19 protein-coding genes are annotated in these 25,170 nt (G+C 67.5%); 6 read left to right on the plus strand and 13 right to left on the minus strand.

Annotation, left to right across the window (positions count from 1 at the left end; translation table 11 throughout):
- Positions 1 to 4 precede the first annotated feature (4 nt).
- The 4 genes from dsbG to AC5P76_RS13700 all read left to right on the plus strand — a co-directional run bounded on the left by dsbG (position 5) and on the right by AC5P76_RS13700 (position 6,476).
- On the plus strand, positions 5 to 847 hold the full coding sequence (dsbG, locus tag AC5P76_RS13685; RefSeq protein ID WP_065182736.1) for a thiol:disulfide interchange protein DsbG: 843 nt from the start codon (positions 5 to 7) through the stop codon (positions 845 to 847).
- A 459-nt stretch (positions 848 to 1,306) separates the two neighbouring features.
- Positions 1,307 to 2,737, plus strand: coding sequence for a DcaP family trimeric outer membrane transporter (locus AC5P76_RS13690; protein WP_253120162.1), 1,431 nt, complete (start codon positions 1,307 to 1,309; stop codon positions 2,735 to 2,737).
- Between the two features lie 77 nt (positions 2,738 to 2,814).
- Complete coding sequence (gene adiC, locus AC5P76_RS13695; protein ID WP_053517667.1) at positions 2,815 to 4,167, plus strand: arginine/agmatine antiporter; 1,353 nt, start codon at positions 2,815 to 2,817, stop codon at positions 4,165 to 4,167.
- Positions 4,168 to 4,187: 20 nt separating this feature from the next.
- Positions 4,188 to 6,476, plus strand: a complete 2,289-nt coding sequence (locus AC5P76_RS13700; RefSeq protein ID WP_065175308.1) for an Orn/Lys/Arg family decarboxylase — start codon at positions 4,188 to 4,190, stop codon at positions 6,474 to 6,476.
- 140 nt (positions 6,477 to 6,616) lie between these two features.
- Here AC5P76_RS13700 and AC5P76_RS13705 read toward each other — a convergent pair whose 3' ends face one another.
- From AC5P76_RS13705 to AC5P76_RS13740, 8 genes are all read right to left on the minus strand, one after another.
- On the minus strand, positions 6,617 to 7,330 hold the full coding sequence (locus AC5P76_RS13705) for an energy transducer TonB family protein (RefSeq protein WP_253120165.1): 714 nt from the start codon (positions 7,328 to 7,330) through the stop codon (positions 6,617 to 6,619).
- Positions 7,323 to 8,099, minus strand: a complete 777-nt coding sequence (locus AC5P76_RS13710) for a ChaN family lipoprotein (RefSeq protein ID WP_053517664.1) — start codon at positions 8,097 to 8,099, stop codon at positions 7,323 to 7,325. Before AC5P76_RS13710 ends, AC5P76_RS13705 begins: the two co-directional genes overlap by 8 nt.
- A 10-nt stretch (positions 8,100 to 8,109) precedes the next feature.
- Positions 8,110 to 10,581: a TonB-dependent receptor gene (locus AC5P76_RS13715; protein ID WP_495222776.1), complete on the minus strand. Its 2,472-nt coding sequence runs from the start codon at positions 10,579 to 10,581 to the stop codon at positions 8,110 to 8,112.
- Positions 10,582 to 10,645: 64 nt separating this feature from the next.
- Complete coding sequence (locus AC5P76_RS13720; RefSeq protein WP_253120170.1) at positions 10,646 to 11,572, minus strand: FecR family protein; 927 nt, start codon at positions 11,570 to 11,572, stop codon at positions 10,646 to 10,648.
- On the minus strand, positions 11,569 to 12,078 hold the full coding sequence (locus AC5P76_RS13725) for an RNA polymerase sigma factor (RefSeq protein ID WP_053517659.1): 510 nt from the start codon (positions 12,076 to 12,078) through the stop codon (positions 11,569 to 11,571). Before AC5P76_RS13725 ends, AC5P76_RS13720 begins: the two co-directional genes overlap by 4 nt.
- Before the next feature lie 134 nt (positions 12,079 to 12,212).
- On the minus strand, positions 12,213 to 12,437 hold the full coding sequence (locus AC5P76_RS13730) for a hypothetical protein (protein ID WP_053517658.1): 225 nt from the start codon (positions 12,435 to 12,437) through the stop codon (positions 12,213 to 12,215).
- Positions 12,434 to 13,135 (minus strand): glutamine amidotransferase, encoded by a 702-nt coding sequence (locus AC5P76_RS13735; protein WP_065175301.1) that lies wholly within the window; start codon positions 13,133 to 13,135, stop codon positions 12,434 to 12,436. Before AC5P76_RS13735 ends, AC5P76_RS13730 begins: the two co-directional genes overlap by 4 nt.
- Positions 13,132 to 13,905, minus strand: a complete 774-nt coding sequence (locus AC5P76_RS13740; protein WP_065175300.1) for a YggS family pyridoxal phosphate-dependent enzyme — start codon at positions 13,903 to 13,905, stop codon at positions 13,132 to 13,134. Before AC5P76_RS13740 ends, AC5P76_RS13735 begins: the two co-directional genes overlap by 4 nt.
- Positions 13,906 to 13,981: 76 nt before the next feature.
- Here AC5P76_RS13740 and ptsJ point away from each other — a divergent pair, with 76 nt between their 5' ends.
- Complete coding sequence (gene ptsJ, locus AC5P76_RS13745) at positions 13,982 to 15,265, plus strand: MocR-like B6 salvage transcription factor PtsJ (RefSeq protein WP_253120173.1); 1,284 nt, start codon at positions 13,982 to 13,984, stop codon at positions 15,263 to 15,265.
- A 14-nt stretch (positions 15,266 to 15,279) separates the two neighbouring features.
- Here ptsJ and AC5P76_RS13750 read toward each other — a convergent pair whose 3' ends face one another.
- The 5 genes from AC5P76_RS13750 to AC5P76_RS13770 form a co-directional block, all read right to left on the minus strand.
- Complete coding sequence (locus AC5P76_RS13750; RefSeq protein WP_180876978.1) at positions 15,280 to 15,786, minus strand: hypothetical protein; 507 nt, start codon at positions 15,784 to 15,786, stop codon at positions 15,280 to 15,282.
- Between the two features lie 81 nt (positions 15,787 to 15,867).
- Complete coding sequence (locus tag AC5P76_RS13755; RefSeq protein WP_495222777.1) at positions 15,868 to 18,978, minus strand: error-prone DNA polymerase; 3,111 nt, start codon at positions 18,976 to 18,978, stop codon at positions 15,868 to 15,870.
- A gap of 6 nt (positions 18,979 to 18,984) precedes the next feature.
- Positions 18,985 to 20,394, minus strand: coding sequence for a Y-family DNA polymerase (locus tag AC5P76_RS13760; protein ID WP_253120179.1), 1,410 nt, complete (start codon positions 20,392 to 20,394; stop codon positions 18,985 to 18,987).
- Between the two features lie 9 nt (positions 20,395 to 20,403).
- Positions 20,404 to 21,018, minus strand: coding sequence for a translesion DNA synthesis-associated protein ImuA (gene imuA, locus AC5P76_RS13765; RefSeq protein ID WP_053517646.1), 615 nt, complete (start codon positions 21,016 to 21,018; stop codon positions 20,404 to 20,406).
- 210 nt (positions 21,019 to 21,228) lie between these two features.
- A complete protein-coding gene (locus AC5P76_RS13770) occupies positions 21,229 to 21,663 on the minus strand; it encodes a VOC family protein (protein WP_053517644.1) in 435 nt (144 codons plus the stop codon).
- Positions 21,664 to 21,997: 334 nt separating this feature from the next.
- On the opposite strand from AC5P76_RS13770, the gene AC5P76_RS13775 reads away from it, so the two are divergent.
- Positions 21,998 to 24,793, plus strand: a complete 2,796-nt coding sequence (locus tag AC5P76_RS13775; RefSeq protein WP_495222778.1) for a beta-glucosidase family protein — start codon at positions 21,998 to 22,000, stop codon at positions 24,791 to 24,793.
- Positions 24,794 to 25,170 lie beyond the last annotated feature (377 nt).

Genomic DNA, 25,170 nt, shown 5'->3' on the forward strand with positions numbered 1-25,170 from the left:
TCCCATGTCGTTGATTTCCCTGCGCACCGTTCCTGCGGTGCTGTTGCTGCCGGCCCTGCTGGCCTTGGCCGCCTGCAGCCAGGCGCAGACGCCACCGGGCAAGGCAGGAGCTGCGCCGGCAACCGGTGCGCCGGCCTCCGCTGCCAAGGGGGATCGCCCGGCGGTCCTGAAGGGCATCGAGAAGCATGGTTTCGAGGTCGTCGCCGAGTTCGACGCACCGGGTGGGCTGCGCGGCTTTGCCGGCGTGGTCGGTGGCCAGCAGCCTGCCGCCGCTTACGTGACCGCGGACGGCAAGCACGTGGTGGTAGGCAGTCTGTTCGATGCCGAGGGTAACGATGTCGCCGCTGATGCAGTGGAAAAGCTGGTGGCCGCGCCGATGTCGGCCAAGATGTGGAGCAAGCTGGACGCCAGTGCATGGGTGCGGGATGGCAAGGCCGACGCACCGCGCGTGGTCTACACATTCAGTGATGCCAACTGCCCGTACTGCCACAAGTTCTGGGAGGCGGCACGCCCATGGGTGGATGCCGGCAAGGTGCAGCTGCGTCATGTGATGGTCGGTGTGATCCGCGAGGACAGCCCGGCCAAGGCGGCCGCGATTCTGGCCGCACGCGACCCCAGCGCGGCGCTGCTGGAGAACGAGCGCCAGTTCGACCGCGGTGGCATCAAGCCGCTGCCGAACATCAGCCGCGAGATCGCGGGGAAGCTGGATGCCAACCAGGTCCTGATGATCGAGATGGGCTTCCAGGGTACGCCGGGGATCCTGTTCCAGGATGCGCAGGGCCAGGTGCAGCGTCGCTCCGGTCTTCCACAGGGTGCCGATCTGCAGACGGTGCTGGGTCCACGCTGAAAAGCGATCCTGCATGCAGGGTGTCATCGACAGGCCCGTACGGAAACGTGCGGGCCTGCTGCGTTTGCATGGCCACGACGACGTGAACGGCTGCGCAGTGCTTGTTCGCCGTCACGTCTGAATCGTGACTGAGATCAAGCATCGTGCCTTGATTCCAATCAAGGCCAAAAACGACGTGCGCACTAGCCTGTGACGCATGAAATACAGCGATATCGCTTCTGCACTGCTGCACACGCAGGGCTCTACCCAGAGCATGCCTGCATCGCAATTCACGACACTCTCACTCTGCGCTTGCTACCCAGACTGCTCCGGTCGCTGCCTCATCGGCGGTGCGAACCTGCCGGCGACCGTCTGTCTTAATCGCAGTATCCGTATTTCCAGCAACGGCGGAGCGAAGCCAGGACGGCGCACGCGTGCGGTCCGGCATCGCGTGGCGAGTGTTCGTGCACGGGGGATGCAATGCGCATGGCAGTACTGACTCTTGCCTGCCTGGCCGCGCTGGCCGCTGCGCCGCTGCAGGCGCAGGCGGTTGCCGACGACGACGCGCAGGCGCTGCGCCGTGAGATTGCGGCGATGCGACAGGCCCTGGAAGGCATGCAGCAACGCCTGGACCAGCTCGAGCGGCATGATGCGGGCGTCGCGCCTGCTGCTACGGCTACGCCCGTGTCCCCAGCTCCGGCGACGACGGCCGCCACATTGCAGCCCACCCGCGTGCCCGGCGTGGCGCAACCGGTGCTGCCGGCGCGCGAATCAGTGGCGGACCCGTCGACGGCCGCCTCGCGTCCAGACAACGCTGCCAGCCCCACCGACGCGGATCTGAAAGGCTTCTTCGCCATCCCCGGAACCGACACGGTCATCCGCATCGGCGGCTATGCCAAGCTCGATGCCATCGCCGACTCGCGCCGGGCGGGGGACGAGGACCAGTTCATCCCTTCATCGATGCCGGTAGGGGACAGCCATCGCGATGTTTCCAACTTCAACATCCACGCCAAGCAGACGCGGTTCAGCTTCGAGGCGCGCCGGCCGACCACGCACGGCAACCTGCGCTTCTATCTGGAGAATGATTTCTTCGGCAGCAGCGACGGATACCAGTTCCGCCTGCGCCACGCCTATGGGCAGCTTGGCAATACCTATGCCGGCTATGGCTACTCCAGCTTCATGGATGCCGACAGCCTGCCCGATACGCTGGATTTCGCAGGCCCGGGAGGTGCTGGCTACCTGCTGGTGGCCGGCATCCACCACAGTTTCGCGCTGGGCAAGGGAAGCACGCTGACGATCGCCGCCGAAGACCCGGAGACGGAACTGGCCGGGGCCAGCGAGACGCTGGCGGCGGTGAACCGGCTGCCGGATGTCACGGTAACCGCGCGCATGGAGCGCGATTGGGGCCACCTGCAGATGGGTGCGGTGGCCCGCAGTCTGGCCTATGACGGCCAGGACCAGCGCGACCGGCGCATCGCCGGCGGCCTGCAGCTCAGTGGTTCTGCTTCCGTGGGCGCGCGCGACCTGCTGCTGTTCGGCGTGCTGGGCGGCCGCGGCCTGAGCCGCTACACCGCTGATCTGACCGGCTCCGGCCTGGATGCCGTGGTGGATGCGGACGGTCGCCTGGAGGCACTGGATCTGCACGGCGGCTTCGTCGGTTACACCCATTACTGGTCCGATCTGTGGCGCTCGAATCTGATTTTCGGACAGCTCACGCTGGAGCGGAACACCGCTCTTGCCAGTGACGCGTTCCGGCAAAGCCGTTACGGCGTCTTCAACCTGATCTGGAGCCCCGCGCCCTCGTGGACGATGGGCATGGAGCTGCTTTACGGCCGCCTGCAGCAGCAGGACGGTGCACGCGGCGACACAGTAAGAGTGCAGGGCAGCCTGCAGTACAACTTCATCAAATAGGCGCCAGCGGCAGCACGCCAGCGCAGCCAACCCCCATGCCCGGCGCAACCGGGCTGATGCCGGTACAGGAGATTGTCATGGCAGAAGCAAAGAAGATCGGTGTGGTGGGAGCCACCTTCCTCGTCGCGGGCAACATGATGGGCTCAGGCGTATTCCTGTTGCCCTCCAGCCTGGCCAAGATCGGTACCGCCTCGATCTGGGGCTGGCTGATCACCACGGCGGGTGCGCTGCTGTTGGCGTTCGTGTTCGCCAAACTGGGCAAGCTGGCCCCGAAGGCCGGCGGCCCCTATGCCTATGCGCGCGACTGGTTCGGCCCCTACATGGGCTTCCAGACCAATACCATCTACTGGTTCGCCAACTGGATCGGCAATGTCGCCATCCCGATCGCGGCGGTGGGTTACTTCAGCTACTTCTTCCCGATCCTGTCCGAGCCGCTGGTGCGCTGCATCGCGGTCCTGGTGCTGGTGTGGGCGCTGAGTTTCGCCAATGTGATCGGTCCGGCCTTCGTCAGTCGCGTGCAGACCGTCACCACCAGCTTCGCGCTGGTGCCGATCCTGGGCATCGCCATCTTCGGCTGGTTCTTCTTCGATGCCGACATCTTCAAAGGGGCCTACAACGTCTCCGGTGAATCCAACTTCGGTGCGATCTCCAGTGCAGCCGCACTGACGCTGTGGGCGTTCATCGGCGTGGAGTCAGCGTCGGTGACCGCCGGCGTGGTCGAGAACCCTGAGAAGAATGTCGCGCGCGCTACGCTGGCCGGCGTGTTCCTTGCGGCCATCGCCTACATCGCCAGTTCGTCGGTGATCATGGGCATGGTCCCCAACGGTGAACTGCAGACTTCGGACGCGCCGTTCGCCTTGGCGGCGGCCAAGGCCGTGGGGGGGTGGGGCGGTGCGCTGGTCAGCCTGTGCGCGTTCATCGGTGCGGCCGGCTCGCTCGGTGGCTGGATCCTGCTGACCGCACAGAGCGCGAAGGCCGCATCGGATGATGGCCTGTTCCCGAGCATCTTCAGCAAAACCAACAAGGATGACGTGCCGGTCAAGGGCGTGCTGATCGTGGCGGTGCTGATGACGCTGGCCGTGCTGGTCACTTCCACCTCGGAAACGGCATCCGCGCAGTTCGATGTGATCACCTCGGCCGCGGTGGTGCTGACCCTGCTGCCCTACATCTATTCCTGCGTGGCCTGCTACTTCGTGGTCGAACGCTCGCACACCCTGGTGCATACCGGCGCGTTCTGGACCTTGACCAGCCTCACCGTCGTGTACTGCCTGTGGGCGATCTATGGCTCGTCGGGAACGATCGTGCAGTACGCCTTCCTGTTCGTCCTGTTCATCACCGTGTTCTATCCCTTCTTCAGCGAGGAGCGCCGCCAGCAGCGGCAGCGTGCCCGCGAGGCGGCGGCGATTTCTGCCGGCGCGCAGCATTCCTGATTCGGACAAGGAGAAGCAACATGTATTTCAAGTCATTGGACTATCCGGTCATAGTCATCGACGGTGATTACGACTCACCTCGCATCGGCGGCATCCTGATCCGCGCTCTGGTGGAAGAGCTGCGCAGCAACGACCAGCGCGTGCTGTGCGGGTTGAACCTGGATGATGCCCGTGCAGGAGCACGCACCTATGTCGCGGCGTCGGCCGTGCTGATATCGATCGATGGCAGCGAGGAGGTCGATGGCGAGTTCCAGCGCCTGACCGCGTTCCTGCGCGAGCAGAGTGCGCGCCGCGCGAATCTGCCGGTCTTCCTGTATGGCGAGCGCCGTACCATCGAGAAGGTACCGAGCAAGCTGCTCAAGTACATCCACGGCTTCATCTTCCTGTTCGAGGACACCAAGAACTTCATCTCCCGGCAGGTGATGCGGGCCGCTGAAGACTACATGCAGCACCTGCTGCCGCCGTTCTTCAAGGCGCTGATCCATCACGCCGCCGAGTCGAACTATTCCTGGCATACGCCCGGCCATGCCGGTGGCGTGGCCTTCACCAAATCACCGGTTGGCCGTGCATTCCACCAGTTCTATGGCGAGAACACGCTGCGCAGCGATCTTTCGATCTCGGTGCCGGAGCTGGGATCGCTGCTGGACCACACCGGGCCGATCAAGGACGCCGAGAACGAAGCGGCCCGCAACTTCGGCGCCGACCATACGTTCTTCGTGACCAATGGCACCTCCACGGCCAACAAGATCGTATGGCACGGCACGGTGGCGCGGGGCGATGTGGTGTTCGTCGACCGCAACTGCCACAAGTCGCTCCTGCATGCGCTGATCATGACGGGCGCGGTACCCGTGTACTTCACGCCCAGCCGCAACGCGCACGGCATCATCGGCCCGATCAGCCTGGACCAGTTCACTCCGGAATCGCTCCAGCAGCGCATCGCCGCGAACCCGCTGGCGAGCAAGGCATACACGGCGGGCTCCAAGCCGCGTATCGCCGTGGTCACCAACTCCACCTACGATGGCCTGTGCTACAACGCCGAGAAGATCGCCGACGAGATCGGCAGTGCGGTGGACTTTCTGCACTTCGATGAGGCCTGGTATGCCTACGCCGCATTCCATCCCTTCTACGAGAACCACTACGGCATGGCCAAGGGCAAGCCGCGCGAGCAGGATGCGATCATCTTCACCACGCACTCCACCCATAAGCTGCTTGCCGCGTTCTCGCAGGCCTCGATGATCCATGTGCGCAACTCGGCACAGCGCAATCTGGATGCGGAGCGTTTCAACGAATCATTCATGATGCACACCTCCACCAGCCCGCATTACGGCGTGATCGCTGCCTGTGATGTCGCGTCGAAGATGATGGAGGGCGAGGCCGGTCGCTCGCTGGTGCAGGAGATGCACGACGAGGCGATCGCATTCCGGCGCGCCATGCTGCATGTGCGCGACGATCTCGGCCGTGATGATTGGTGGTTCAGCGTATGGCAGCCGACCAAGGTCGAGCGCAGCCTTGACAAGGGCGACACGCCGGCGCCGATGGTGGCCAAGCGGGAGGAGTGGTACCTGCAGCCGGATGGGCACTGGCATGGTTTCGAGAATCTGGTGGACGACTATGTGCTGATCGATCCCATCAAGGTGACCCTGCTGACCCCCGGCCTGTCGATGGATGGTGGAATGGGCCGGCTGGGCATTCCAGCGGCGGTGCTGAGCAAGTTCCTGTGGGGTCGTGGCATCACTGTGGAGAAGACCAACCTCTACTCGGTGCTGTTCCTGTTCTCGATGGGGATCACCAAGGGCAAGTGGAGCACGCTGGTCACCGAGCTGATGGCGTTCAAGGAGCTGTATGACCGCAACGCCCCCCTGAGCCAGGCGCTGCCGACGCTGGCGGCGGACTATCCCGTTGCCTACGCCGGCTGGGGACTGCGCGACCTCTGCGATGCGCTGCACGCCTTCAACCAGGAGTTCGCAGTGGCCCGGGTAATGCGCGAGATGTACGTGGACCTGCCGACGCCGGTGATGACCCCGGCCGATGCCTACAACCATCTGGTGAAGGGGGAAATCGAACGGGTGGACATCGAACAGCTCAGTGGCCGCATCGCGGCGACCATGCTGGTGCCGTACCCGCCCGGCATTCCCACCATCATGCCGGGCGAGCGCTTCGGTGCCAGCGATGAGCCCATCATCGAGTCGCTGCGCATCGCACGCGAGCAGAATGCGCGCTTCCCGGGCTTCGAGTCGGACGTGCACGGACTGATCATCGAGCACGACGGCGAGACCGTTTCGTACAAGGTGGAAGTGCTGAAGGCCTGAGCCGTTCCCTGGTCCTCCGCACGCAACGCGGTGCGGAGGACTGCCAAGGAGGGGGCCCGGTGCACCGTCGCGTTGATCCCGTTGCTGCATCTGGCAGTGGTTGGCATGCTGTTCGAGATCGAAGCGGAAGCGCGGACTGCCTAGCGCAGGTAGTACTCCACGGGTACCACCAGTTCCTGCGGCGCCTTCATTTCGTCGGGAATGCGTGGCAGCGGCTGTGCGCGGCGGAAGGTCTGCAGCGCCGCGTCATCGAGCAGGGACTGGCCGCTGGACTGCTCCAGGCGCAGCGCCAGAAGGCGTCCGTCGCGGTCGATGCTGGCGCGGACCCAGCTGGTGCCCTGCTGGCGCCGCGATCTAGCGCTGGAGGGGTAGTAGCGGTATCGCTCCAGTCGTGCCATCAGCCGCGCTTCCCACTGGTCGCTGGCAGCGCCGGCCTGGACGTCCGCGGGTTGGGCGTCCGGAGCAGGCGGCGCGGCCGTGATCGATGCCGGTGCGGGACGGGCATCGGCCGCGGCCGCAGGTGGGGCGACCTGCGTGGGTTGCCGGCCGGCGCCGGCGATCTCGCTGGCGGCCAGTTCGCCTTCACGCGCGTGGGTCGGCGCGGGTGGCGGCGGCGATTTCCGTGGCTGCGCGGCGCGCGCCTGTTGCGCCTGGCTGGGCTGTTCGGCCTGGCGTTCCTCCACAGGCTGTGGCGGTGCAGCCGGCGCAAGCAGGCGCAGGCTGATGCGCACATCCTGCTCTGGCGGCGGCAGCGTAGGCGGGGCTGCCACCCAGTGCACGAGCAGCAGCAGCGGCAGCAGGTGGATCCCGACGGTGATCGCCATTGCCTGCCAGTGTTGCCTGCGTTCACTCATCTGCGATCACCCACAGCAGGTCGGCGTCGCTGGCGTCGATGGCTTCTTCCGCCGATGCCAGAGCGACCACCAGCGCAGGCGCGGATGCGGGCAGATAGCCCGGTACGCCGGTGCCGCGCAGCACATGCCAGCGGCCGGCAACCAGCAGCGCGGGTGTCTGTGCGGCCGCCAGTACCTGCGCCATACGCGAATCGCGGGCCTGCTGAACGGCCAGCATGCCTTCCAGCAGCGGTGCGGCGTCGGCGTGCTGGGCCAGCACTACGTTCGACAGGCGGTGGCGTGCGCCAGGCACCGGGAAGCGCGCCGGTGCCGACGAAGCGAGCAGCGCGTCGACCTCCGCACGCGAGAGGTTGCCACCGTGCAGGGCGATGCCTGCAGCGGTGGCATCCTGCACCAGTCCGCCATAGGCCGACCACGGCCAACGGGGGTCCCAGCCCAGCAGTTCCTGCAGGTGTTGCCCGTCGGCACGGTTGCCCTTGTCCAGCCAGCGCTGCACGCGCTGCAGGCGGGGCTGGCGTTCACTGCCGATCATCTCCAGGACCAGCGCACCCTGTGGTCGCTGCTGGTGCAGGGCCTGCAACAGCCAGCGTTCGGCGGCATGGTCGGTGGCGACGTCATGGCGTTCCCCCAGCAGCAGGTGCCGGGCGGCGGCGACGCGCTGCACGAACGCCGCTTCCTGCAACGGCCGGCCGCTGGCCAGGTCGATCACCGTGCCGGGCATCGACTGGGCCTGCCCGGTCGCCAGCACGGCAAGCAGGCACAGCGGCAACCAGCGTCGGCTAGAACGCCACGTTGACGCCCATCGAGACGGTGCGGCCGCGGCCGTTGCCGCGGTCCAGGATCGGGCTGAAGATGCTGTCGATCGAGGCATTGTTGTCATAGGCTTTGTTCTGCAGGTTTTCGATGTTCAGCCATACGGTGGTGCTGGCCTGTGGCTTGAAGCTGGCGTAGAAGTCCAGCAGCACACCCGTGCCGCGGGTCTTGCGGGTCTGGAAGAAGTCGTAGCCTTCCTCAGTGGGGCCGGAGTATTCGGCGCGCACGCCGGCCTGCACGCGTTGCTGCCACCAGCGACCGCCGACGTCCAGCGTCCAGTAGCGGTCGGGAAGCGCGGTGATGTCTTCCAGGTTGACGAACTCGGTGGTGGGCGCACTGGTGTGTGATCGTGTCCAGCTCAGCGTCGCGTGATAGTGCTCGCTGGCGTAGTGGGCCTCCAGCTCGATGCCACGCATGCGCACCACGCCCGGGTCGTTCATCCAGCGGGTGGTGACGCTGAAGTCGTCCACATCCAGCGCATCGGTCCAGGCCGAAAGCTGCGGGTCGCTGTCGATCGATACCACGACGGGCTCGATTTCCGGTGGATGCACGATCAGCAGGTACTGCGGCTTGATGTAGTCGCGGATGCGGTTGTCGAAGCGGGTCACCCGCAACTGGGCCAGGTCGCCGTCGCGCAGCAGCGAACCGGTGCTGAGGTTGGCGCCGAACTGCAGGTTGCGCGAGCGTTCGCGGCGCAGGAAGGGATTGGCGCCCACGCCATCGGCATCGCTCATGCCTTCCAGCGGAATCTTCTCGAAGAACATCTCCTGCACGCGTGGCGGCCGCGATGTCCGCGAGGCCTCGGCGTACAGCTGCAGCCAGTCGGTTGCCTGCAACGAAACCGAGAGGCTGGGACTGAGTGCATGTTGGCGGCGGCGGATGTCGATGCCCCCGCCGTTGATCCGGGTGCACTGGCCCGGCACATCCGAACAGGCCGGGATGTGCCCGCGGATGCCGTAGCGATCCTGGCGCAGCCCGGTGGTCAGTGCGTAGATGCCGTACTGCAGTTCGAGCGTACTGAACACGCTGTCCAGCTGGCTGCGCCCCTGCGGGTTGGCGCCGCGCAGGGTGGGCGTATCAGCAACGAAAATGTCCGACTGGTGCTTGAGGCCTGTGTTCCAGCGTGCCTGCAGCGAGCCGATCTCGAAGCGGCTGGTGTTGTCGATGTTCCAGCTGCTCAGGCTGCTGTGGGTACGCCGGCCGATGTAGCTGGACACTTCCACCGGCGGATAGAACAGCCGCGTCTTGTTGGCGGCGAAGCTGGCGCGCAGGTCGATCCAGGGTGTGTAGGGCGTGTAGTGATAGCTGGCGCGCTGGTTGCGTGCCGAAATCTGCCACGGGTAGTTGTGATAGAAGTCGTTCTCGTAGCGCATGTGGCTCAGGTCCAGCCGGTGCAGCTCACTGGGTTGCAGGCGGGCCTTGAGCAGCCAGCTTCTGGGGTGCTGGCTGCCCGGGTCGGCGCTGTTCTTCTGCCCGTTGGCGGTCGCGTACTCGCTGCTGCGGCTGCTGCTGGCCGCCGCAAGCAGGCCGAACTGGCGGTCACCGCCTTCCTCGCTGTGGCGCCAGGCGCCGGCGAAAGTGCGGCCACTGCCATAGCCGTTGTCGCCGTGCCGGTAGCCGGCGCGCAGGCCCCAGTCGCGGCTCTCACCCAGCAGGTCATCGATATCCAGCGTGCGGAAGTTGGCGGTACCGGCCAGGGTGCCAGCGCCATCGCCGCCAGCGACGGCACCGCGCTGCACATCCACCCCGGCCAGCAGGAATGGATCGACATAGGCGAACGGGCCCCCGGAGCCGTGCCCGGCGTTGTTGCGGAAGGTCTGGGTGACACCGTCGATCATCGTGTTGACGCGGCCTGCGCCGGTCATGCCACGGATGTTGACCTGGAGGCCGGGCTGGCTGCGCGAGTGGAAGCTGTGCGTGCCGGGCATCGAGCGCAGCAGGCTGTTGCCCTCCTGGCGTTCGGCCATCGCCACGCGTTCACTGCCAACGGCTGGCGCGAAGCCATCGCGGGTGGCGGGGACGTACTGGCTGGCGCCGGTGCCGGGCGCATGGCCCTGTGCAGGAGTGCCCTGCACGCGCAACGGACCGGTGCGGCGGCTGCCATCGCTGGACTCGGCAGGCGCCGGCTCGAGGGTGGCACGCCGTGCATCGATGAAGCGGGGCCGCAGGCCGGTGCCGGCCAACAATTGTGACAGCGCCTGCCTGTCGTCGAAGTTGCCGCGCAGGGCGGGCGCCATCTGGCGCTGGGGCAGCGCGCCACCGATTACAAGATCGATGCCGGTGAGCCGGCTGTAGGCATCCAGTGCGCCGGCCAGCGGCTGTGCAGGCAGGTCGTAGTGGCGGGTTGCGGTCTGTGCCTGGGCATGGCCGGACAGGAATGGAACCGGGCTGGCGCAGGCCAGCGACAAGGCCAGGACAAGGGGGCGGTGGGACAGCATCGAGGTCTCCAGGGAGTGACGCAGAGCGTCGTCAGCCTGGGAAGACGCACGGGCAGGGACGATGTCAGGGTGCATGGCCGCTGCCGTGTGTTGATGACAGCCACAGCTGCAGTCCGGGACCGATGCGCAGCACGCGGACCTGCAATTGCCGGGCGAGCTGGTCGCGGGTGCCGGTGGCGCCGGTGGCATTGCCCAGCACGGTGACCCGCTGCTGGCGCAGGTGCGCGCCCATGATCCAGGTGTGCCCACCGTCCCAGCGGTCCAGCCCCCGGGCGACATCCTCCAATGGGGCCGATACCCAGTGCAGGCGCCGCTCGCGCCAGGCGAGCACGCCTGCCGGTGCGGCCGACGGGGTGCCGGGTGTCTGGCCATCGAAGCGCAGTTGTTCGCCCTGGCTTGCCTCTCCGCTGCCGCTGCCGCTGTCCACCCGCACCTGGTGTTCGGTGACGGTCACCACGCTGCTGCCGTTCTGCACGGCGACATCGAATGCGGTGCCCAGCGCGGTGACCCTGCCATGCGGCGTGCGCACCTGGAACGGCCGGTCGGCATCGGCGGCAACCTGGAACCAGGCCTGTCCCTTCTTGAGCTGCAGCTGCCGGCGCTGCCCGTCGATGCGGACGCGCACCTCGCTGCCCGGAGAAAGCGCGACGCGCGAACCGTCCTGCAAGGGTGTCTCTCGGATCTCGCCGACGGTGGTGCGCAGCACCAGTTCTGGCGGCGGTGCGTCCTGGCGGAGCGACAGGCCCAGCACGCACAGCAGCAGGGCGCCGATGCCCGCCTCGCGCAGGGCGCGCCGGCGGTGACGCTGCTGCTGGCGTTGCAGGCTGGGCAGGCCGGCACCGGCCTGCCACAGCTGCTGCAGGTGCAGGTACTGTGCTGCATGGCGCGGGTCTGCCTGATACCAGTGGGCGAACGCGCGCTCGTCGCGCGTACCGTCATGGCCGTCGAGCCACCAGCGTGCGGCTTCGCGTGCGATCGTGTCCTGGCTCATGGGCCGGGCACCTGTTGCAGCGCGACCAGCGCGCGCAGCAGGTGTCCATGCACGGTCTGCCGGCTGATGCCGAGCTGGCGACCGATTTCGGCCAAGGCCATCTGTTCGACCCGGGCCAGCAGGAACACCTGCCGCGAGCGCGGCGGCAGGGCGGCGATGATCGCGTCCAGGTGACGCAGTTGTTCGAGATCGAGCAGGCGTTGTTCCGGCAGGGGCGCCGGATCGGCGAGGGTGGTCAGAGATGCTTCGTCCAGCGGGTCTTCCCGGCGGCGCTGGCGTTGCCGGTAATGGTCGGCGATCAGGTTGTGGGCGACGCGGTACAGGTAGGCGCGGCCATTGCTGAGCAGGCCACTGGCGGCGACCTTGACGACACGCAGCCAGGTCTCCTGGACGACGTCATCGGCATCGCTGCGTTGCGGGAGTTTGCGGCGGACGTGGGCGTGCAGCGGCCGGTAATGGGCGGCGCACAGATGCGCGACATCCGTCGGTTCGACAGGCGTGGACACGGGGCGGGCTACAACTGGGAAAGGGAACAGCCCGCGGCGGCAAGGGCAGCGCCTGCACCTTACAGCAAAAGAGAATCATTTGCATCCATGGTGCCGGCGCATCGAAGGCGAGCGGGCCGGCAGCGCTCTCTGCGTCAGAGGTCGCGGTACTGGATCTGTGCAGCGAGCACGCGCAGGCCTTCGGCATTGCTGGACAGGATGCGTTCCTCGCCAATGCCCTTCTGGCGTTGCAGCTGGAATCCCGCTGCGTTGGGCAGGTGCGCGGCGATGGTCTCCAGGCGTTGCAGCGCATCGGCCCCTTGGCAGTCGAAATGACCCCAGTAGGCGCCGTGACGGTGGACCAGCAGGCGGTAGTTCATCGTGCGTTCTCCGGTAGTTCCTGCAGCCAGTGGTTGAACATCGCAGTCGCGGCTGCGGCCAGCGGGGCGCCATAGCGGCGTGCCTGCGCGCGAAGATCGTTCGGGTCGATGCCCGCCTGGGCCAGCTCGAGCGTGTGGCCGATCAGCCAGCGTTCGAACTGCCGCGCATCCAGTTCCGGGTGGCACTGCAGGGCCAGTGCATGCTTGCCGATGGAAAAGGCCTGGTGGCGGCAGGCGGGTGTGCTGGCAAGACGGTGCGCACCGTCCGGGAGTTCGAAGGCTTCGCCATGCCAATGCAGCACAGGAATGCCCTGCAATGCCAGCAGGGGAGAACGCTGGCCCTCGTCGGTCAGCAGCAGTGGCGCGAATCCGATTTCCTTGCCTCCGCTGGGCGCCACCTCCGCCCCCAGCGCACGTGCCATCAGCTGCGCACCCAGGCAGATGCCGAGGGTCGGCCGCTGCAGGTGCAGGCGCCGTTGCAGCAGCGCGATGCTGTCAGCCAGGAAGGGGTAGAGCAGGCCATCGTTGACGCTGACCGGGCCTCCCAGTACGACCAGCAGATCAGCCGCTTCGGCCGCGTCAAGCGCATCGATGCCGGCCTGCAGCACGTGCAGCTGCCAGCCCTGGGCCAACAGCAGCGGCTGCAGCGTGCCGAGGTCTTCGAAGGCGATGTGTTGCAGGACGACCGCGTGCTTCATGCGGCCCCTCCACGGGTGGGCCAGTAGGCGCTGTCCGGTGTCGCGCGTGCTCCGAAGATAGCCTGGCCGACGCGGACTACGGTGGCGCCCTCCTCGATGGCGACCTCGAAGTCGCCGGACATGCCCATCGACAGCTGCGACAGGTCGATGCCGGTCGGCGCGCTGCGCTGCAGCTGATCGCGCAGCGTGCGCAGGCGGACGAAGCAGGCGCGTACGCGTTCCACCTCCGGAGTGAAGATGGCCAGGGTCATCAGTCCGCGTACGCGCAGGCGGTCGAACATGGGCAGCTGCTGCACGAAAGCGTCGACGGCGCCGGGCTCCAGGCCGTACTTGCTGGGTTCGGCGGAGGTGTTGACCTGCACGAACACGTCCAGAGTGCGGTCCTCCAGCAGCAGGCGCTGCTGCAGCGCTTCGGCCACGCGCAGGCTGTCCAGCGCCTGGAATTCACTGGCGAAGCGCGCCACATGGCGGGCCTTGTTGGTCTGCAGGTGGCCGATCACCGACCAGTGCACGCCAAGGTCGGCCATCGACTCGGCCTTGCGCTGTGCCTCCTGCACCTTGTTCTCACCCAGCTCATGGCAGCCGGCAGCCACGGCCATGCGGATGCGCGCCTCATCCACGGTCTTGCTGACCGGCAGCAGGCGCACGCTCTGCGGGTCGCGGCCCGCGCGGGCACAGGCCCGCGCGATGCGCTGGCGCACCGTGAGCAGGTTGCGGGCGATCTGTTCGACGGACTGGGCGACAGGCCAGTCGGCGGCGGCAAGGGGCATGCGTGCACCTCCAATGCAGGGTGGCCAGGGTGGGATACACTGGCACAGGACAAGATTTATTTTGGCATAGGACAAAATGAAAATCACCGGGCACAGTGCCGAATCGATCTTCGACAGCATCCGCGAGGGCATCGGCGACGGGCGGCTGACCGCGGGCAGCGTGCTGCCGCCGGTACGCGAACTGGCCGAGCGGCTGGGCGTCAACCGCAACACGGTGGCGGCCGCGTACAAGCGGCTGGACGCGGCGGGCCTGGCCAGTACGGGGGGGCGGCGCGGTACCACGGTGCGTGGCGTGCCGGCCCCCGTCGCGCGCGAAGGCAGTCCGCCGGGGCTGGCGCTGCACGATCTGGCAGGTGGCAATCCGGACCCACGGCTGTTGCCGAGCCTGCGCCTGGCACCGGCGCCACCTCGGCTGTATGGCGTGGGTACGGTCGACCCGCGCATGCAGCGGCTGGCACGTGCGTCGCTGGATGCTGATTGTCCGCAGGGCTATGCCCTGGAGCTGAGCCACGGTGCCGTCGATGGCATCGAACGCCTGCTGGCTGCCTGGCTGCTGCCCGGCGACCGCATCGCTGTAGAGGATCCCTGCTTCCTTGGCAGCCTCAACGTGCTCAATGCCGCTGGCCACACGCCGCTGCCCGTGGCGGTGGACACGCATGGGATGCAGGTGGCGTCGCTGCGGCGGGCGCTGGAGGCTGGCGCACGCGCGGTACTGCTGACGCCGCGCGCACACAATCCTACCGGCGCCAGCCTGGATGCGAAGCGGGCGCGGGCACTGCGCCAGCTGCTGGCCGGCTACCCGCAGGTGGCAGTGCTGATCGACGATCATTACGCGTTGCTCTCGCAGCAGGCCTACCACTCGGTGCTGCCCGTCGATGGCCGGCGCTGGGCACTGCTGCGCTCGCTGTCCAAGCCGTTGGGCCCGGATCTGCGCCTGGCGTGGCTGGCCTGCGATGAAGAAACCGCGATACGGCTGCGCCTGCGGCTGGCAGCGGGAACCGGCTGGGTCAGCCACCTGCTGCAGGATGCGGCGGTCTCGGTGCTGGAATCAGCCCCGCAGCGGGCGAAGATCGCATCGGCCGGCGTGCGTTACCAGCAGCGGTTGCAGTCGCTGCAGATGCTGCTGCAGGCGCGGGGCGTGCAGCAGGCCGTGCCGATGGAGGGGTTGAACCTGTGGTTGCCGCTGCCGGATGACAGCCGCCCGCAGGTACTGGCGCTGGCCGCCCGCGGCTGGCATGTGCGTGCCGGCGAAGTGTTCGCGGTTTCCGCCCCCGGCCATGGCCTGCGCATCACCTGCGCGGCGCTGGGAACACCGCAGCAGCGACAGCTGGCCGATGACCTGGCGGCCGTGGTGGGATGATGAACCCGCGTCCTTCAGGGCGCGGCACTGACGCCGGGGCGCACGTAGTAGGACTGCCCGCTGTCATCCACGAACATCAACTCCGGCTTGCCCTGCCAGGAGGTGAGCATCGCGCCGGTGTTGTTCTGGTGTTTGACCATCAGGCTGGCGCCGCGGTCGGGGTTGGCGACCACCTTGAACACTTCGGTGGTGCCGGCTGCATCGTCAAGCGTCAGCAGGGCTTCGCCACCGTGGTCGGTCGTGCCGTAGCCGCCGCGTTCGGAGCCGTCCGGACCCAGCAGAACCAGGCCGGACAGGGCGCTGGCACGTGTTCCCTGCACCTGGCCGCGACTGCGCGGGTCGGGCACCGGGGCGCCCAGGATCACCCGCGCCTGACCGGCGTCATCGTGGATGACCAGGCCCCGGGCTTCGATCACCCGCTGCGGCGATTGGCTGCGATGCAGGCTCCAGGCAGTCCAGCCGGAAACGAGCAGGGCGAGGGTGGAGACCAGCAGCGTGGTCAGCGTGAGTGCACGGGGCATCGGATCGTCCTTCCTTGGATGTGCCGACGATAACGGAAGCGGGCCGCTCATGACCAGTTCGCTGTGTGACGCGGTGTGTCCTCAGTGGAAGTCGCGGCTTCGGCTGCGCAGGCCCTGCAGCAGTTCATCCAGGCAGTGCATGCGTTGCACGATCACATGCTGCACGCCATCGACACGCTCCAGTCGGCCGTCGATCTGCATCAGCTGGGTATCGACCAGTACACGGTGCTGCCGGTCGGCCAGGTGCCGCCAGACCACGGCATTGACCATGCCGGTTTCATCTTCCAGGGTAAGGAAGGTGACGCCGCTGGCGGTCTGGGGACGCTGGCGCATGCGTACCAGCCCGGCGATGCGTACGCGGCGGCCATGGCCGTGGCCGGCCAGTTGTGCGGCGTCGAGGCAGCCGCGGCTGCGCAGCTGCGTGCGCAGGAATGACATGGGATGGCGACCCAGGGTAGTGCCGATGCTGCGGTAGTCGGCCTGCATGTCTTCCCACGCACTGGGCAACGGCAATGGCACGCGTGCTTCAGCGGTGGTGCGGGCCTGATCGAACAGCGGCAGGCGGTTTTCCACGCCGGAGACATCCCAGCGCGCACGATGACGATGCCCGCTGAGGCCGCGCAGCGCGCCGGCATCGGCCAGCAGGCCCTGATGGCGCCGGTCCAGGACGGTGCGCTGGCACAGATCGCCGACATCGTCGAATGGCCGTCGCGCGCGTTCGCGCATGATGGCCTGTGCCACCTGTTCGTTGCAGCCATCGACCAGGCGCAGGCCCAGCCGGATCGCCGCGGGACCCCTGCTGAAATCCAGCGTGCAGTCCCAGTCGCTGTGGCGCACGTCCACCGGCAGCACGATGATGCCGTGCCGGCGCGCATCCTGCAGCAGCTGGTCGGGGCTGTAGAACCCCAGTGGCTGGCTGTTGATCAGGCTGGCGGTGAACGCGGCCGGATGATGGCACTTCAGCCAGCAGCTGTTATAGGTCAGCAGGGCGAAGCTGGCGGCGTGGCTTTCCGGGAAGCCGTAATCGCCGAAGCCCTTGATCTGCTCGAACAGGTGCTCGCCGTATTCGCGACTGAAGCCGTTCTCCAGCATGCCGGCCAACAGCTTCTCGCGATGCGGCTCCAGCCCGCCGCGGCGCTTCCAGGCCGCCATCGAACGGCGCAGGGCATCGGCCTCGCCCGGGGTATAACCGGCCGCATCCACCGCCAGCTGCATCACCTGTTCCTGGAACAATGGCACGCCCAGCGTACGTGCGAACACGCGTTCCAGCCGCGGTGGGTAGAGCGGATTGTGTGGATCGTTCAGTGCATCAGGGCCGTGTTCGCGCAGGATACGCCTCCGCTCCAGATAGGGATGCACCATGTCGCCCTGGATCGGACCGGGCCGCACGATCGCGACTTCGATCACCAGGTCATAGAACGTGCGCGGCTGCATGCGCGGCAGCATCGCCATCTGCGCGCGCGATTCGATCTGGAACACGCCGATGGTGTCGGCGGCGCAGATCATGTCGAAGGTCTTCGCATCCTTGGGCGGGATCGCATCCATGCGTCCTTCGTGCAGGCCATGCTGCTTCAGCATTGCCAGGCATTTGCGGATGGCGGTGAGCATGCCCAGCGCCAGGCAGTCGACCTTCATCAGGCCTGTGGCATCCAGATCGTCCTTGTCCCACTGGATGACGGTGCGGTCGGCCATCGCTGCGTTCTCCACCGGCACCAGCGTCGACAGCGGGTGTTCGGAAATCACGAAACCGCCCGGATGCTGCGACAGGTGGCGCGGGAAGTCGATCAGCTCGGCGGTCAATGACAGCAGTCGCCGCATCAGCGGCGTCTCCGGGTCGAAGCCGCGCTCGCGCAGGGTTTCCGGTAGCGGAATGTTGCCACCCCAATGGTCCATCGCCGCGCCCAGTTCATTGACCTGGTCCATCGGCAGTCCCAGCGCGCGGGCGACATCACGGATCGCACTGCGGCCGCGATAGCTGATCGCCACCGCCGTCAACGCGGCGCGTTCGCGGCCATAGCGCTTGAACACGTACTGCAGGACTTCCTCGCGCCGTTCATGCTCGAAATCGATATCGATATCCGGTGGTTCATTCCGCTCGGCGGAGATGAAGCGCTCGAACAGCAGATTGCTGCGCGCGGGGTCGATCTCGGTCACGCCCAGTACGAAGCACACCGTTGAATTGGCGGCCGAGCCGCGGCCCTGGCAGAGGATGTCCTGGCTGCGGGCGAAGCGCACGATGTCGTGCACGGTGAGGAAGTAGGAGGCATAGTTCTTCTTCCTGATCAATGCCAGCTCGTGCTCGATCTGCCTGCGCTGTGGTTCCTGGATGCCCTCCGGCCAGCGCCAGGGAATCTTTTCTTCCACCAGCTCGCGCAACCAGCTGTCCGGGTCATGACCTTCCGGCACCAGTTCATGCGGGTAGGTGTACTTCAACTGGTCCAGGGTGAAGTGGCAGCGCTCGGCGATGCGCACGGTCTCGGCCAGCAGTGCAGGGGGGTACAACCGGGCCAGCGCGGTGCGCGGGCGCAGGTGGCGTTCACCATTGGGGAACAGGCGCCAGCCGGCTTCGGCCACGCTGCAGCGGTGACGGATCGCGGTCAGCGTGTCCTGCAGTGCGCGGCGGCGGCGCACATGCATGTGCACATCGCCGCTGGCGACCAGCGGCAGGCCGTGGCGTTCGCCGAACGCCTGCAGCTGCTGCAGGCGGTGCGCGTCGTCGTGCTCATGGTGCAGTTCCACCGCCAGCCACAGGCGATCCTTGAAGGCTGCGCGCAGCAGTGGCAGATCGGTGGCGGCGGGCTGCCGGTCCAGCCACAGGCACAACAGGCCGTCGGGCAGGCCGGACAGGTCATCGCGCAGGCAGCGGTACTCGCCCTTGCCGGCCCGCCGCCGGCAGGTGGTGATCAACTGGCACAACCCGGCGTAGGCAGCCTGGTCGGTGCACAGCAGCACCAGCTTCGGGCCCTCTTCGACCTGGAACTCGGCACCGACGATGAGCGCCACGCCCTGTGTCTTCGCTGCCTGCCAGGCGCGCACGATGCCAGCCAGCGAACACTCGTCAGTGATCGCCAGCGCGCGGTAGCCCTGGCCGCGGGCACGTGCGAACAGTTCCTCGGCGGTGGAGGCACCGCGCTGGAAGCTGAAGGCCGACAGGCAGTGCAGTTCGGCATAGCCGGGCAGCTCATCGTGCATGGTGGTTCAGCCGAACCAGCCGTGCAGCATCCACGGTGCATGTGGATCATTGCGCTCACGGAAGGCCCAGCCGCGCTGGCCGTGTGCGGTTTCCACCACGTAGTAGTCACGGCGCGCATCGGCCTGGTCCCACCAGCCTGATTCGATCCGCTCCGGCCCGGTGACGATGCGCAGCCGCGGGTCACGCAGCACCTGTGGTGTGTCCAGCAACCAGCCGGGGCGCAGCGGCCAGTACGCCGGTGGCCTGGCGGGTGCCTGGGTGCCACTGGCGCGTTCGGGGCGATGGTCGGCCTGCACGGCAAGGGGCTGCACGGCGTCATCGCCGAGCCGTGCACGCAGGCGCTCGCGCAGCTGGGTCCACGGCATCGCCTGTGCCGGGCGGGTGTCGAACAGATCGCGTGCGGCGGGCACGAAGGGCGGCAGCTGTTCGGCCTGCAGGCGCAGGGCCCGGCTGCCCGCCGGCAGCGGGAAAGCCTCTAGGCGGTTACGGGCGATCTCGAACAGCAGCGCGGCATCGCGCTCGGGTGCGAGCAGGCCGATGGTCAGCACGCTGGCAGGCAGCAGGTCGTGTTCGAAATGCAGGTCGAAACGCTGCACGCCGCCATCGCGCGAGCACAGGAAGGCCGCCAGATCCAGCAGCAGGCGTCGCAGCGGAAACAGCAGGGCCTGGCTGGATTCGATCTCGTACTCGAATTCGATGCGTGCGTCGAAACGGTCTGGTGGCTGGTAGTAGCGCAGGGGTGCGGTGGGCAGGCCACGCAGCGCGTCCAGCTGCTGCAGCACGTCCGGTGCGAAGCGGCGCGCCAGGCTTTCGCGCGGCAGGTCGAACACTGCCCCCAGCGTACGCAGCCCGGAGCGGCCAAGCACGGTCACCGCATCGGCCGGCAATCCGCTGCGCGGCAAGGGCAGCTGCGCCAACAGGGCTGGCAACTGTGCTGCATCGATACCGAGGCCATCATGCACGTTGGCCAGCACCCGTGCGGCATGGGGATTGGGCGCCGCGACCAGGCGGTGACGGAATCCAAGTTCATGCAGGCCATCACGCAGGCGCCGTTCGATCGCCAGCCAATCGCCGAACAGGGCACGGCTGGCACCGATCTCCAGGACCAGGGCATGGGGAAAGTCGAGGCTGACCTGCGAACTGAAGCCGTACAGCCAGCTGGCCAGCAACTGGCGGGTGTGCAGCTCGGTGGCCGGATCGTAGTCATGCAGCTGCAGGTCCTGCACCAGTACCTGTGCGGCCGACAACAGCATGCCCGGACGCAGGCCGGCTGCACGCGCAGCAGGGCTGACGGCGCGCAGCACGCGACGCTGCGCCGGCCCCTGCAGCAGCACCAGTGGCCGCTGCGGATCCGCTTGCAGGCGCAGCACGCAATCCAGCGCCAACTGCGGCAACAACAGACAGGCCCAGTCCATGCGGCCGCCTCAGTGGGCGATGGCCAGTGGCAGCGGCTGTGCCGGCGGCAATCCGCCACGGCACTTCAGGACCCGGACCTGGCCGTGGTCGAGCTGCAGGCGCAGGCTGGCCGGGGACGGGTTGCGGGCCGCACGCGCCTCGCGGAACACGAAGCCCAGGCACTGGCCACTGTCGGCGGCTACCTGCAGGCGGCGCAGGGCGCGGTCGTCGGCCTGCTGTGGCCAGCACAGCACTGCCGCGCAGGCCGCCGAGCGCAGGCATTGTTCGGTGGCCCACAGCGCCTGCTTCGGCCCGGCCTGGATGATCTGCAGCTGCGCCAGATCCAGCCCGGCCGCGGCCCAGGCCGGCGCATGCGGCCGGTAAGGCGGCGCGACCAGCACGATCGGCCGCTCGCGGCGGCTCAGCTTTGCCAATGCCGGCCAGACCAGCGCCAGTTCGCCTACACCCGGCGCGCCCTGCAGCACCTCGCACAGCCCGCTGGCCGGCCATCCCCCCCCGGGCAGGCGTGCATCCAGGGCGGGGTGACCACTGGCCAGATGGTCGCTGGCCGGGCCGTGCCGCGCCGGACCGCGCCATAGCTGGCGACCGTCCAGGAGACGGTCGAGGGCAATGACCGCACCCATCAGCCCACCGTCCGGAAACGCGTGGGGGCTGGCTGAGAGCGACAATAGTTGTCGGAAACGGCTGGCATGGAGCGAGTATCGACAGGCCGGTATCAAGGGCTGAGACCGGACATGCTACTCGCCTCGTGAGTAGAATTACTAATGAATTCGGGAGCCGCGTTTCAGGTTGCTGAAGAGCGGGCGCGGTTCATCGATCAACGTGCCCCGCACTCACCGCCCCTGCGGATCCGGGCGGTGGTGCACGTACTCGACCACGGTGCCATCGGGATGGACTGCATTGAACGCCGCACCGGTCGGGACGATCTGCAGCGGGAAGATGATCTCGGCCCCGGCAGCGATCAGTTTGTCGTGATAGGGCCGGACATCGTCGACCAGCAGGGTGCCCGTGGTCGAGGTGAAGGGTGCCAGTGCGGTCTCGCTGCCTTCGATCAACAGGAAGGCACCGACCATGGCCAGGCGCAGTCCTGCATCGGGAAACGGAAACCCGGCATCGGCGACCACACCCTGCAGCTGCTCGTAGAACGCCACACTGCGCTCCAGTTCGCCGGGAGCGACGAATACGCGGATCAGCACGCGCGGGCTGCGTTGGCTGGAGGTGTCACAGCGGTCGCGCCAGAGATGGTCGAAGTCGCGATGTACGTTCATGGGCGTGATCCGTGGCCAGGGGCTTCCATTATCGGCAGCGCCGCGCACCCCACTGATGACCGCCGGTGATGGACTGATAACCGGCGTGCAGGGGCTGGCCTGTGCCTTAGGTCCTGTTGACAGGCATGAACGCCCTCGCACAATCTTCACAGGTTGGGCCACGTGCGTGGCCCGGGCAGGCAGGTTGTCACGCCGGGAGGAGGGTCCCGCGCGCAGACCGGTCCGCCCTCCGGCCTGAGGTGTTGCCCGGCAACGCCTGTACGGCATGAACGCTGCACCCTTCGGCGGCATTTTCCCTGGACCGATTGCCTTGGCAACGGAATTACGCCCGTCGATGAAAACGTTTACAAAGCCGCTTGCCCTGTCCCTCGCCGTGTCCGCCGCCGTCATCGCGCCGGCGTGGGCCGATCCCGCCGCGTTCACCGTGTTGACCCTGGAGCAGGCGCCGCCGGCCGAAGCGATGCCGGCCCTGGCCACCCAGCTTGGATCCCTGCAGGTGGATGCCGTGAGTGTGCGGCAGGTGCAGCGCAGCATCGACCAGGTCGATCCGCTGCAGCTGCTGGCTGATGGCCTGGGCTACGAATACCGCTTCATCGCCGCCGGGAAGGACGATGGCCGGACCCAGCGCGGTCAGGCCGTGCTGACCCGGCTGCCGATCGCGGCGGAATCCGGCCCGGACCAGCCGGGGCTGAACTACCTGCGCCTGGATGACGGTCGCCACACCGTTGCGGTCTACACCGATGCCGGCGCGGGTGCCCCGCAGTTGCCGGCCCTGGTGTCGCGTTCGAGGCTGGGTGCGCCGGCGGTGCTGCTCGGCGCTGTTGCTGGCGATTCCGCCAAGGCTGCCGGTTTCGATCCGGCGCGGGTGGCCCCGGAAGCCGATGCCAGCTACTTCAGCGATGGCTTCCAGGCCGCCAGCAGTGCGCCGTTCAAGGTTGAGGGCAGCGCCCTGCGCGCGACCCTGCTGACCCTGGCCTATGCCGCCGACAAGGGGGGCGATGCGCCGTGGATGGACACCACCCTCAACGCCGACGCCCGCGCTGCGCTGCTGCTGAAGGCGATGACCGAGGATGAGAAATTCCAGATGCTGCACAGCTACTTCGGGCTGGGCAAGGACGGCGGCCCGCTGCCGGGCGGCGCGGTCGGTTCGGCCGGTTTCGTGCCGGGCGTGCCACGCCTGGGCATTCCCTCGCAGCAGTCGGCCGACGCAGGCGTCGGTGTGACCAACCCCGGCGGCATCCGGCCCGGCGACTTCGCCACCGCCATGCCCTCCGGCCCGTCCACCGCATCGAGCTGGAACCGCGAAGTGGCTTTCGCAGGCGGCGCGACGATGGGCCGCGAGGCCTGGCAGCAGCGTTTCAACATCCTGCTTTCCGGCAGCGTCAACCTGCAGCGCGATCCGCGCAACGGCCGCAACTTCGAGTACGCCGGCGAAGATCCGCTGCTGGCAGGCTCGATGGTCGGCGCGTTGATCCAGGGCGTGCAGAGCCAGCACGTGATCTCCTCGATGAAGCACTTCGCGCTGAACGACATGGAGACCCGCCGCAACTTCCATGACGTACGCATCGGCGAACAGGCCATGCACGAGTCCGACCTGCTGGCCTTCGAGATCGCGCTGGAGACCGGCCGCCCGGGCGTGGCGATGTGCTCGTACAACAAGATCAACGGCACCTACGGCTGCGAGAACGGCTACCTGATGAACCAGGTGCTGAAGCAGGAATGGAAGTTCCCTGGTTTCGTGATGTCCGACTGGGGTGGCGTGCACAGTGGCTCAAAGGCGGCGCTGGCCGGCCTGGACCAGCAGTCGGCCGGTGAAGTGTTCGACGCGGCGGTGTTCTTCGACGAGCCGCTGCGCCTGGCCGTGCACGGCGGCGTGGTGCCGCAGGCGCGCCTGAACGACATGGTGGCGCGCATCCTGCGCACGATGTTCCTGCACGGCAACTTCGACAACCCGCCGCAGCACCAGAAGGTTGATGCCGAGGCCGGTTTTGCCGTGGCACAGCGCACGGTGGAAGAGGGCAGCGTGCTGCTGCGCAATGAAGGCAACCTGTTGCCGCTGGCCGACAGCGTGAAGCGCATCGTCATCATCGGCGGCCATGCCGACAAGGGCGTGATCGGTGGTGGCGGTTCGTCGATGGTGGGCGTGACCGCCAAGGGCACCAACGCGGTGCCGGGCGTGATGCCGACCACCTGGCCGGGCCCGGTGATGTTCCATCCGTCCTCGCCGCTGGAGGCGCTGCGTGCAGCGCGCCCGGACGCCACCATCGCGTATGTGGACGGCAGCAATGCCGCGGCTGCAGCCAAGGCCGCCGCACAGGCGGATGTCGCCATCGTGTTCGCCACGCAGTGGGCCGCCGAATCGGTGGATCTGCCGGACATGCAGCTGCCGGACAATCAGGATGCGCTGATTTCGGCGGTGGCCAAGGCCAACCCGAAGACCGTGCTGGTGCTGGAAACCAACGGCCCGGTGCGCACGCCGTGGCTGGCGCAGGTGCCGGCGATGCTGCAGGCCTGGTATCCCGGCATCCGCGGTGGCGAGGGCATCGCCGCACTGCTGACCGGCCAGGCCAATCCGTCCGGCCGCCTGCCGGTGACCTGGGTGACGGACGAGTCGCAGCTGCCGCGCCCGCATATCGATGGCCTGGGCTTCAAGCCGGCCAAACCGTTCGGTGATGTGTTCGATTTCGATATCGAAGGCGCCAACGTCGGCTACAAGTGGATGGCCGCCAAGGGCCTGACTCCGACCTTCGCCTTCGGCCATGGCCTGTCCTACACCTCCTTTGCCTACGACAACCTGAAGGTGAGCGTGGAAGGTTCGCGCCTGGTCGCCAGCGTGGACATCCGCAACACCGGCAAGCGCGCCGGTGCCGACGTGGCCCAGCTGTACCTGAAGCTGCCGGCGGGCAGCAGCACGCCGATCCGGCTGATCGGCTACGACAAGGTGCAGTTGCAGCCGGGTGAGCAGCGCCGCATCCGTATCGAAGCCGAGCCGAAGACCCTGGCCCACTACGATGCGCAGGCCCGCCAGTGGAAGATTGAAGGTGGCACCTACCAGGTGCAGCTGTCGCGCAATGCCGCCGAACCGCTGCAGAGCGCGGACGTGCAGCTGGTGGAGCAGGTGCTGCGCTGACACCGCGTGGTACTCACGCTTGCAGACACGGCCCCGCAAGGGGCCGTGTCTGTTTACGGCCTGCCGCTGCGCTCGCCGGGCATGGCCCGGCGCTACCCCATGACCCGCACGAGCGCTAGCGCCAGGCCATGCCCGGCGGAGCAACGATGGGCAGAGGAATGCGGTAGCACCGGGCCATGCCCGGCGAGCGCAGCGATGGGCCGAGGAATACGGTAGCGCCGGGCCATGCCCGGCGAGCGCAGCGATGGGCCGAGGAATACGGTAGCGCCGGGCCATGCCCGGCGAGCGCAGCGGCAGCGGAGGCACATGTGCCATCAGTCCTGCCCGCATCCGCCCCAGAATGCAAAGCCGTAACACACTTCACAGGGCAGGGCAGG

Source organism: Stenotrophomonas sp. YJH_SMC_36, assembly GCF_059369935.1.

Excerpts from the sequence above, each read along its gene's own strand:
- dsbG (WP_065182736.1), top strand. The coding sequence starts at position 5 with ATGTCGTTGATTTCCCTGCGCACCGTTCCTGCGGTGCTGTTGCTGCCG.
- AC5P76_RS13690 (WP_253120162.1), top strand. The coding sequence starts at position 1,307 with ATGCGCATGGCAGTACTGACTCTTGCCTGCCTGGCCGCGCTGGCCGCT.
- adiC (WP_053517667.1), top strand. The coding sequence starts at position 2,815 with ATGGCAGAAGCAAAGAAGATCGGTGTGGTGGGAGCCACCTTCCTCGTC.
- AC5P76_RS13700 (WP_065175308.1), top strand. The coding sequence starts at position 4,188 with ATGTATTTCAAGTCATTGGACTATCCGGTCATAGTCATCGACGGTGAT.
- AC5P76_RS13705 (WP_253120165.1), bottom strand. The coding sequence starts at position 7,330 with ATGAGTGAACGCAGGCAACACTGGCAGGCAATGGCGATCACCGTCGGG.
- AC5P76_RS13715 (WP_495222776.1), bottom strand. The coding sequence starts at position 10,581 with ATGCTGTCCCACCGCCCCCTTGTCCTGGCCTTGTCGCTGGCCTGCGCC.
- AC5P76_RS13720 (WP_253120170.1), bottom strand. The coding sequence starts at position 11,572 with ATGAGCCAGGACACGATCGCACGCGAAGCCGCACGCTGGTGGCTCGAC.
- AC5P76_RS13730 (WP_053517658.1), bottom strand. The coding sequence starts at position 12,437 with ATGAACTACCGCCTGCTGGTCCACCGTCACGGCGCCTACTGGGGTCAT.
- AC5P76_RS13735 (WP_065175301.1), bottom strand. The coding sequence starts at position 13,135 with ATGAAGCACGCGGTCGTCCTGCAACACATCGCCTTCGAAGACCTCGGC.
- AC5P76_RS13740 (WP_065175300.1), bottom strand. The coding sequence starts at position 13,905 with ATGCCCCTTGCCGCCGCCGACTGGCCTGTCGCCCAGTCCGTCGAACAG.
- ptsJ (WP_253120173.1), top strand. The coding sequence starts at position 13,982 with ATGAAAATCACCGGGCACAGTGCCGAATCGATCTTCGACAGCATCCGC.
- AC5P76_RS13750 (WP_180876978.1), bottom strand. The coding sequence starts at position 15,786 with ATGCCCCGTGCACTCACGCTGACCACGCTGCTGGTCTCCACCCTCGCC.
- AC5P76_RS13755 (WP_495222777.1), bottom strand. The coding sequence starts at position 18,978 with ATGCACGATGAGCTGCCCGGCTATGCCGAACTGCACTGCCTGTCGGCC.
- AC5P76_RS13760 (WP_253120179.1), bottom strand. The coding sequence starts at position 20,394 with ATGGACTGGGCCTGTCTGTTGTTGCCGCAGTTGGCGCTGGATTGCGTG.
- imuA (WP_053517646.1), bottom strand. The coding sequence starts at position 21,018 with ATGGGTGCGGTCATTGCCCTCGACCGTCTCCTGGACGGTCGCCAGCTA.
- AC5P76_RS13770 (WP_053517644.1), bottom strand. The coding sequence starts at position 21,663 with ATGAACGTACATCGCGACTTCGACCATCTCTGGCGCGACCGCTGTGAC.
- AC5P76_RS13775 (WP_495222778.1), top strand. The coding sequence starts at position 21,998 with ATGAAAACGTTTACAAAGCCGCTTGCCCTGTCCCTCGCCGTGTCCGCC.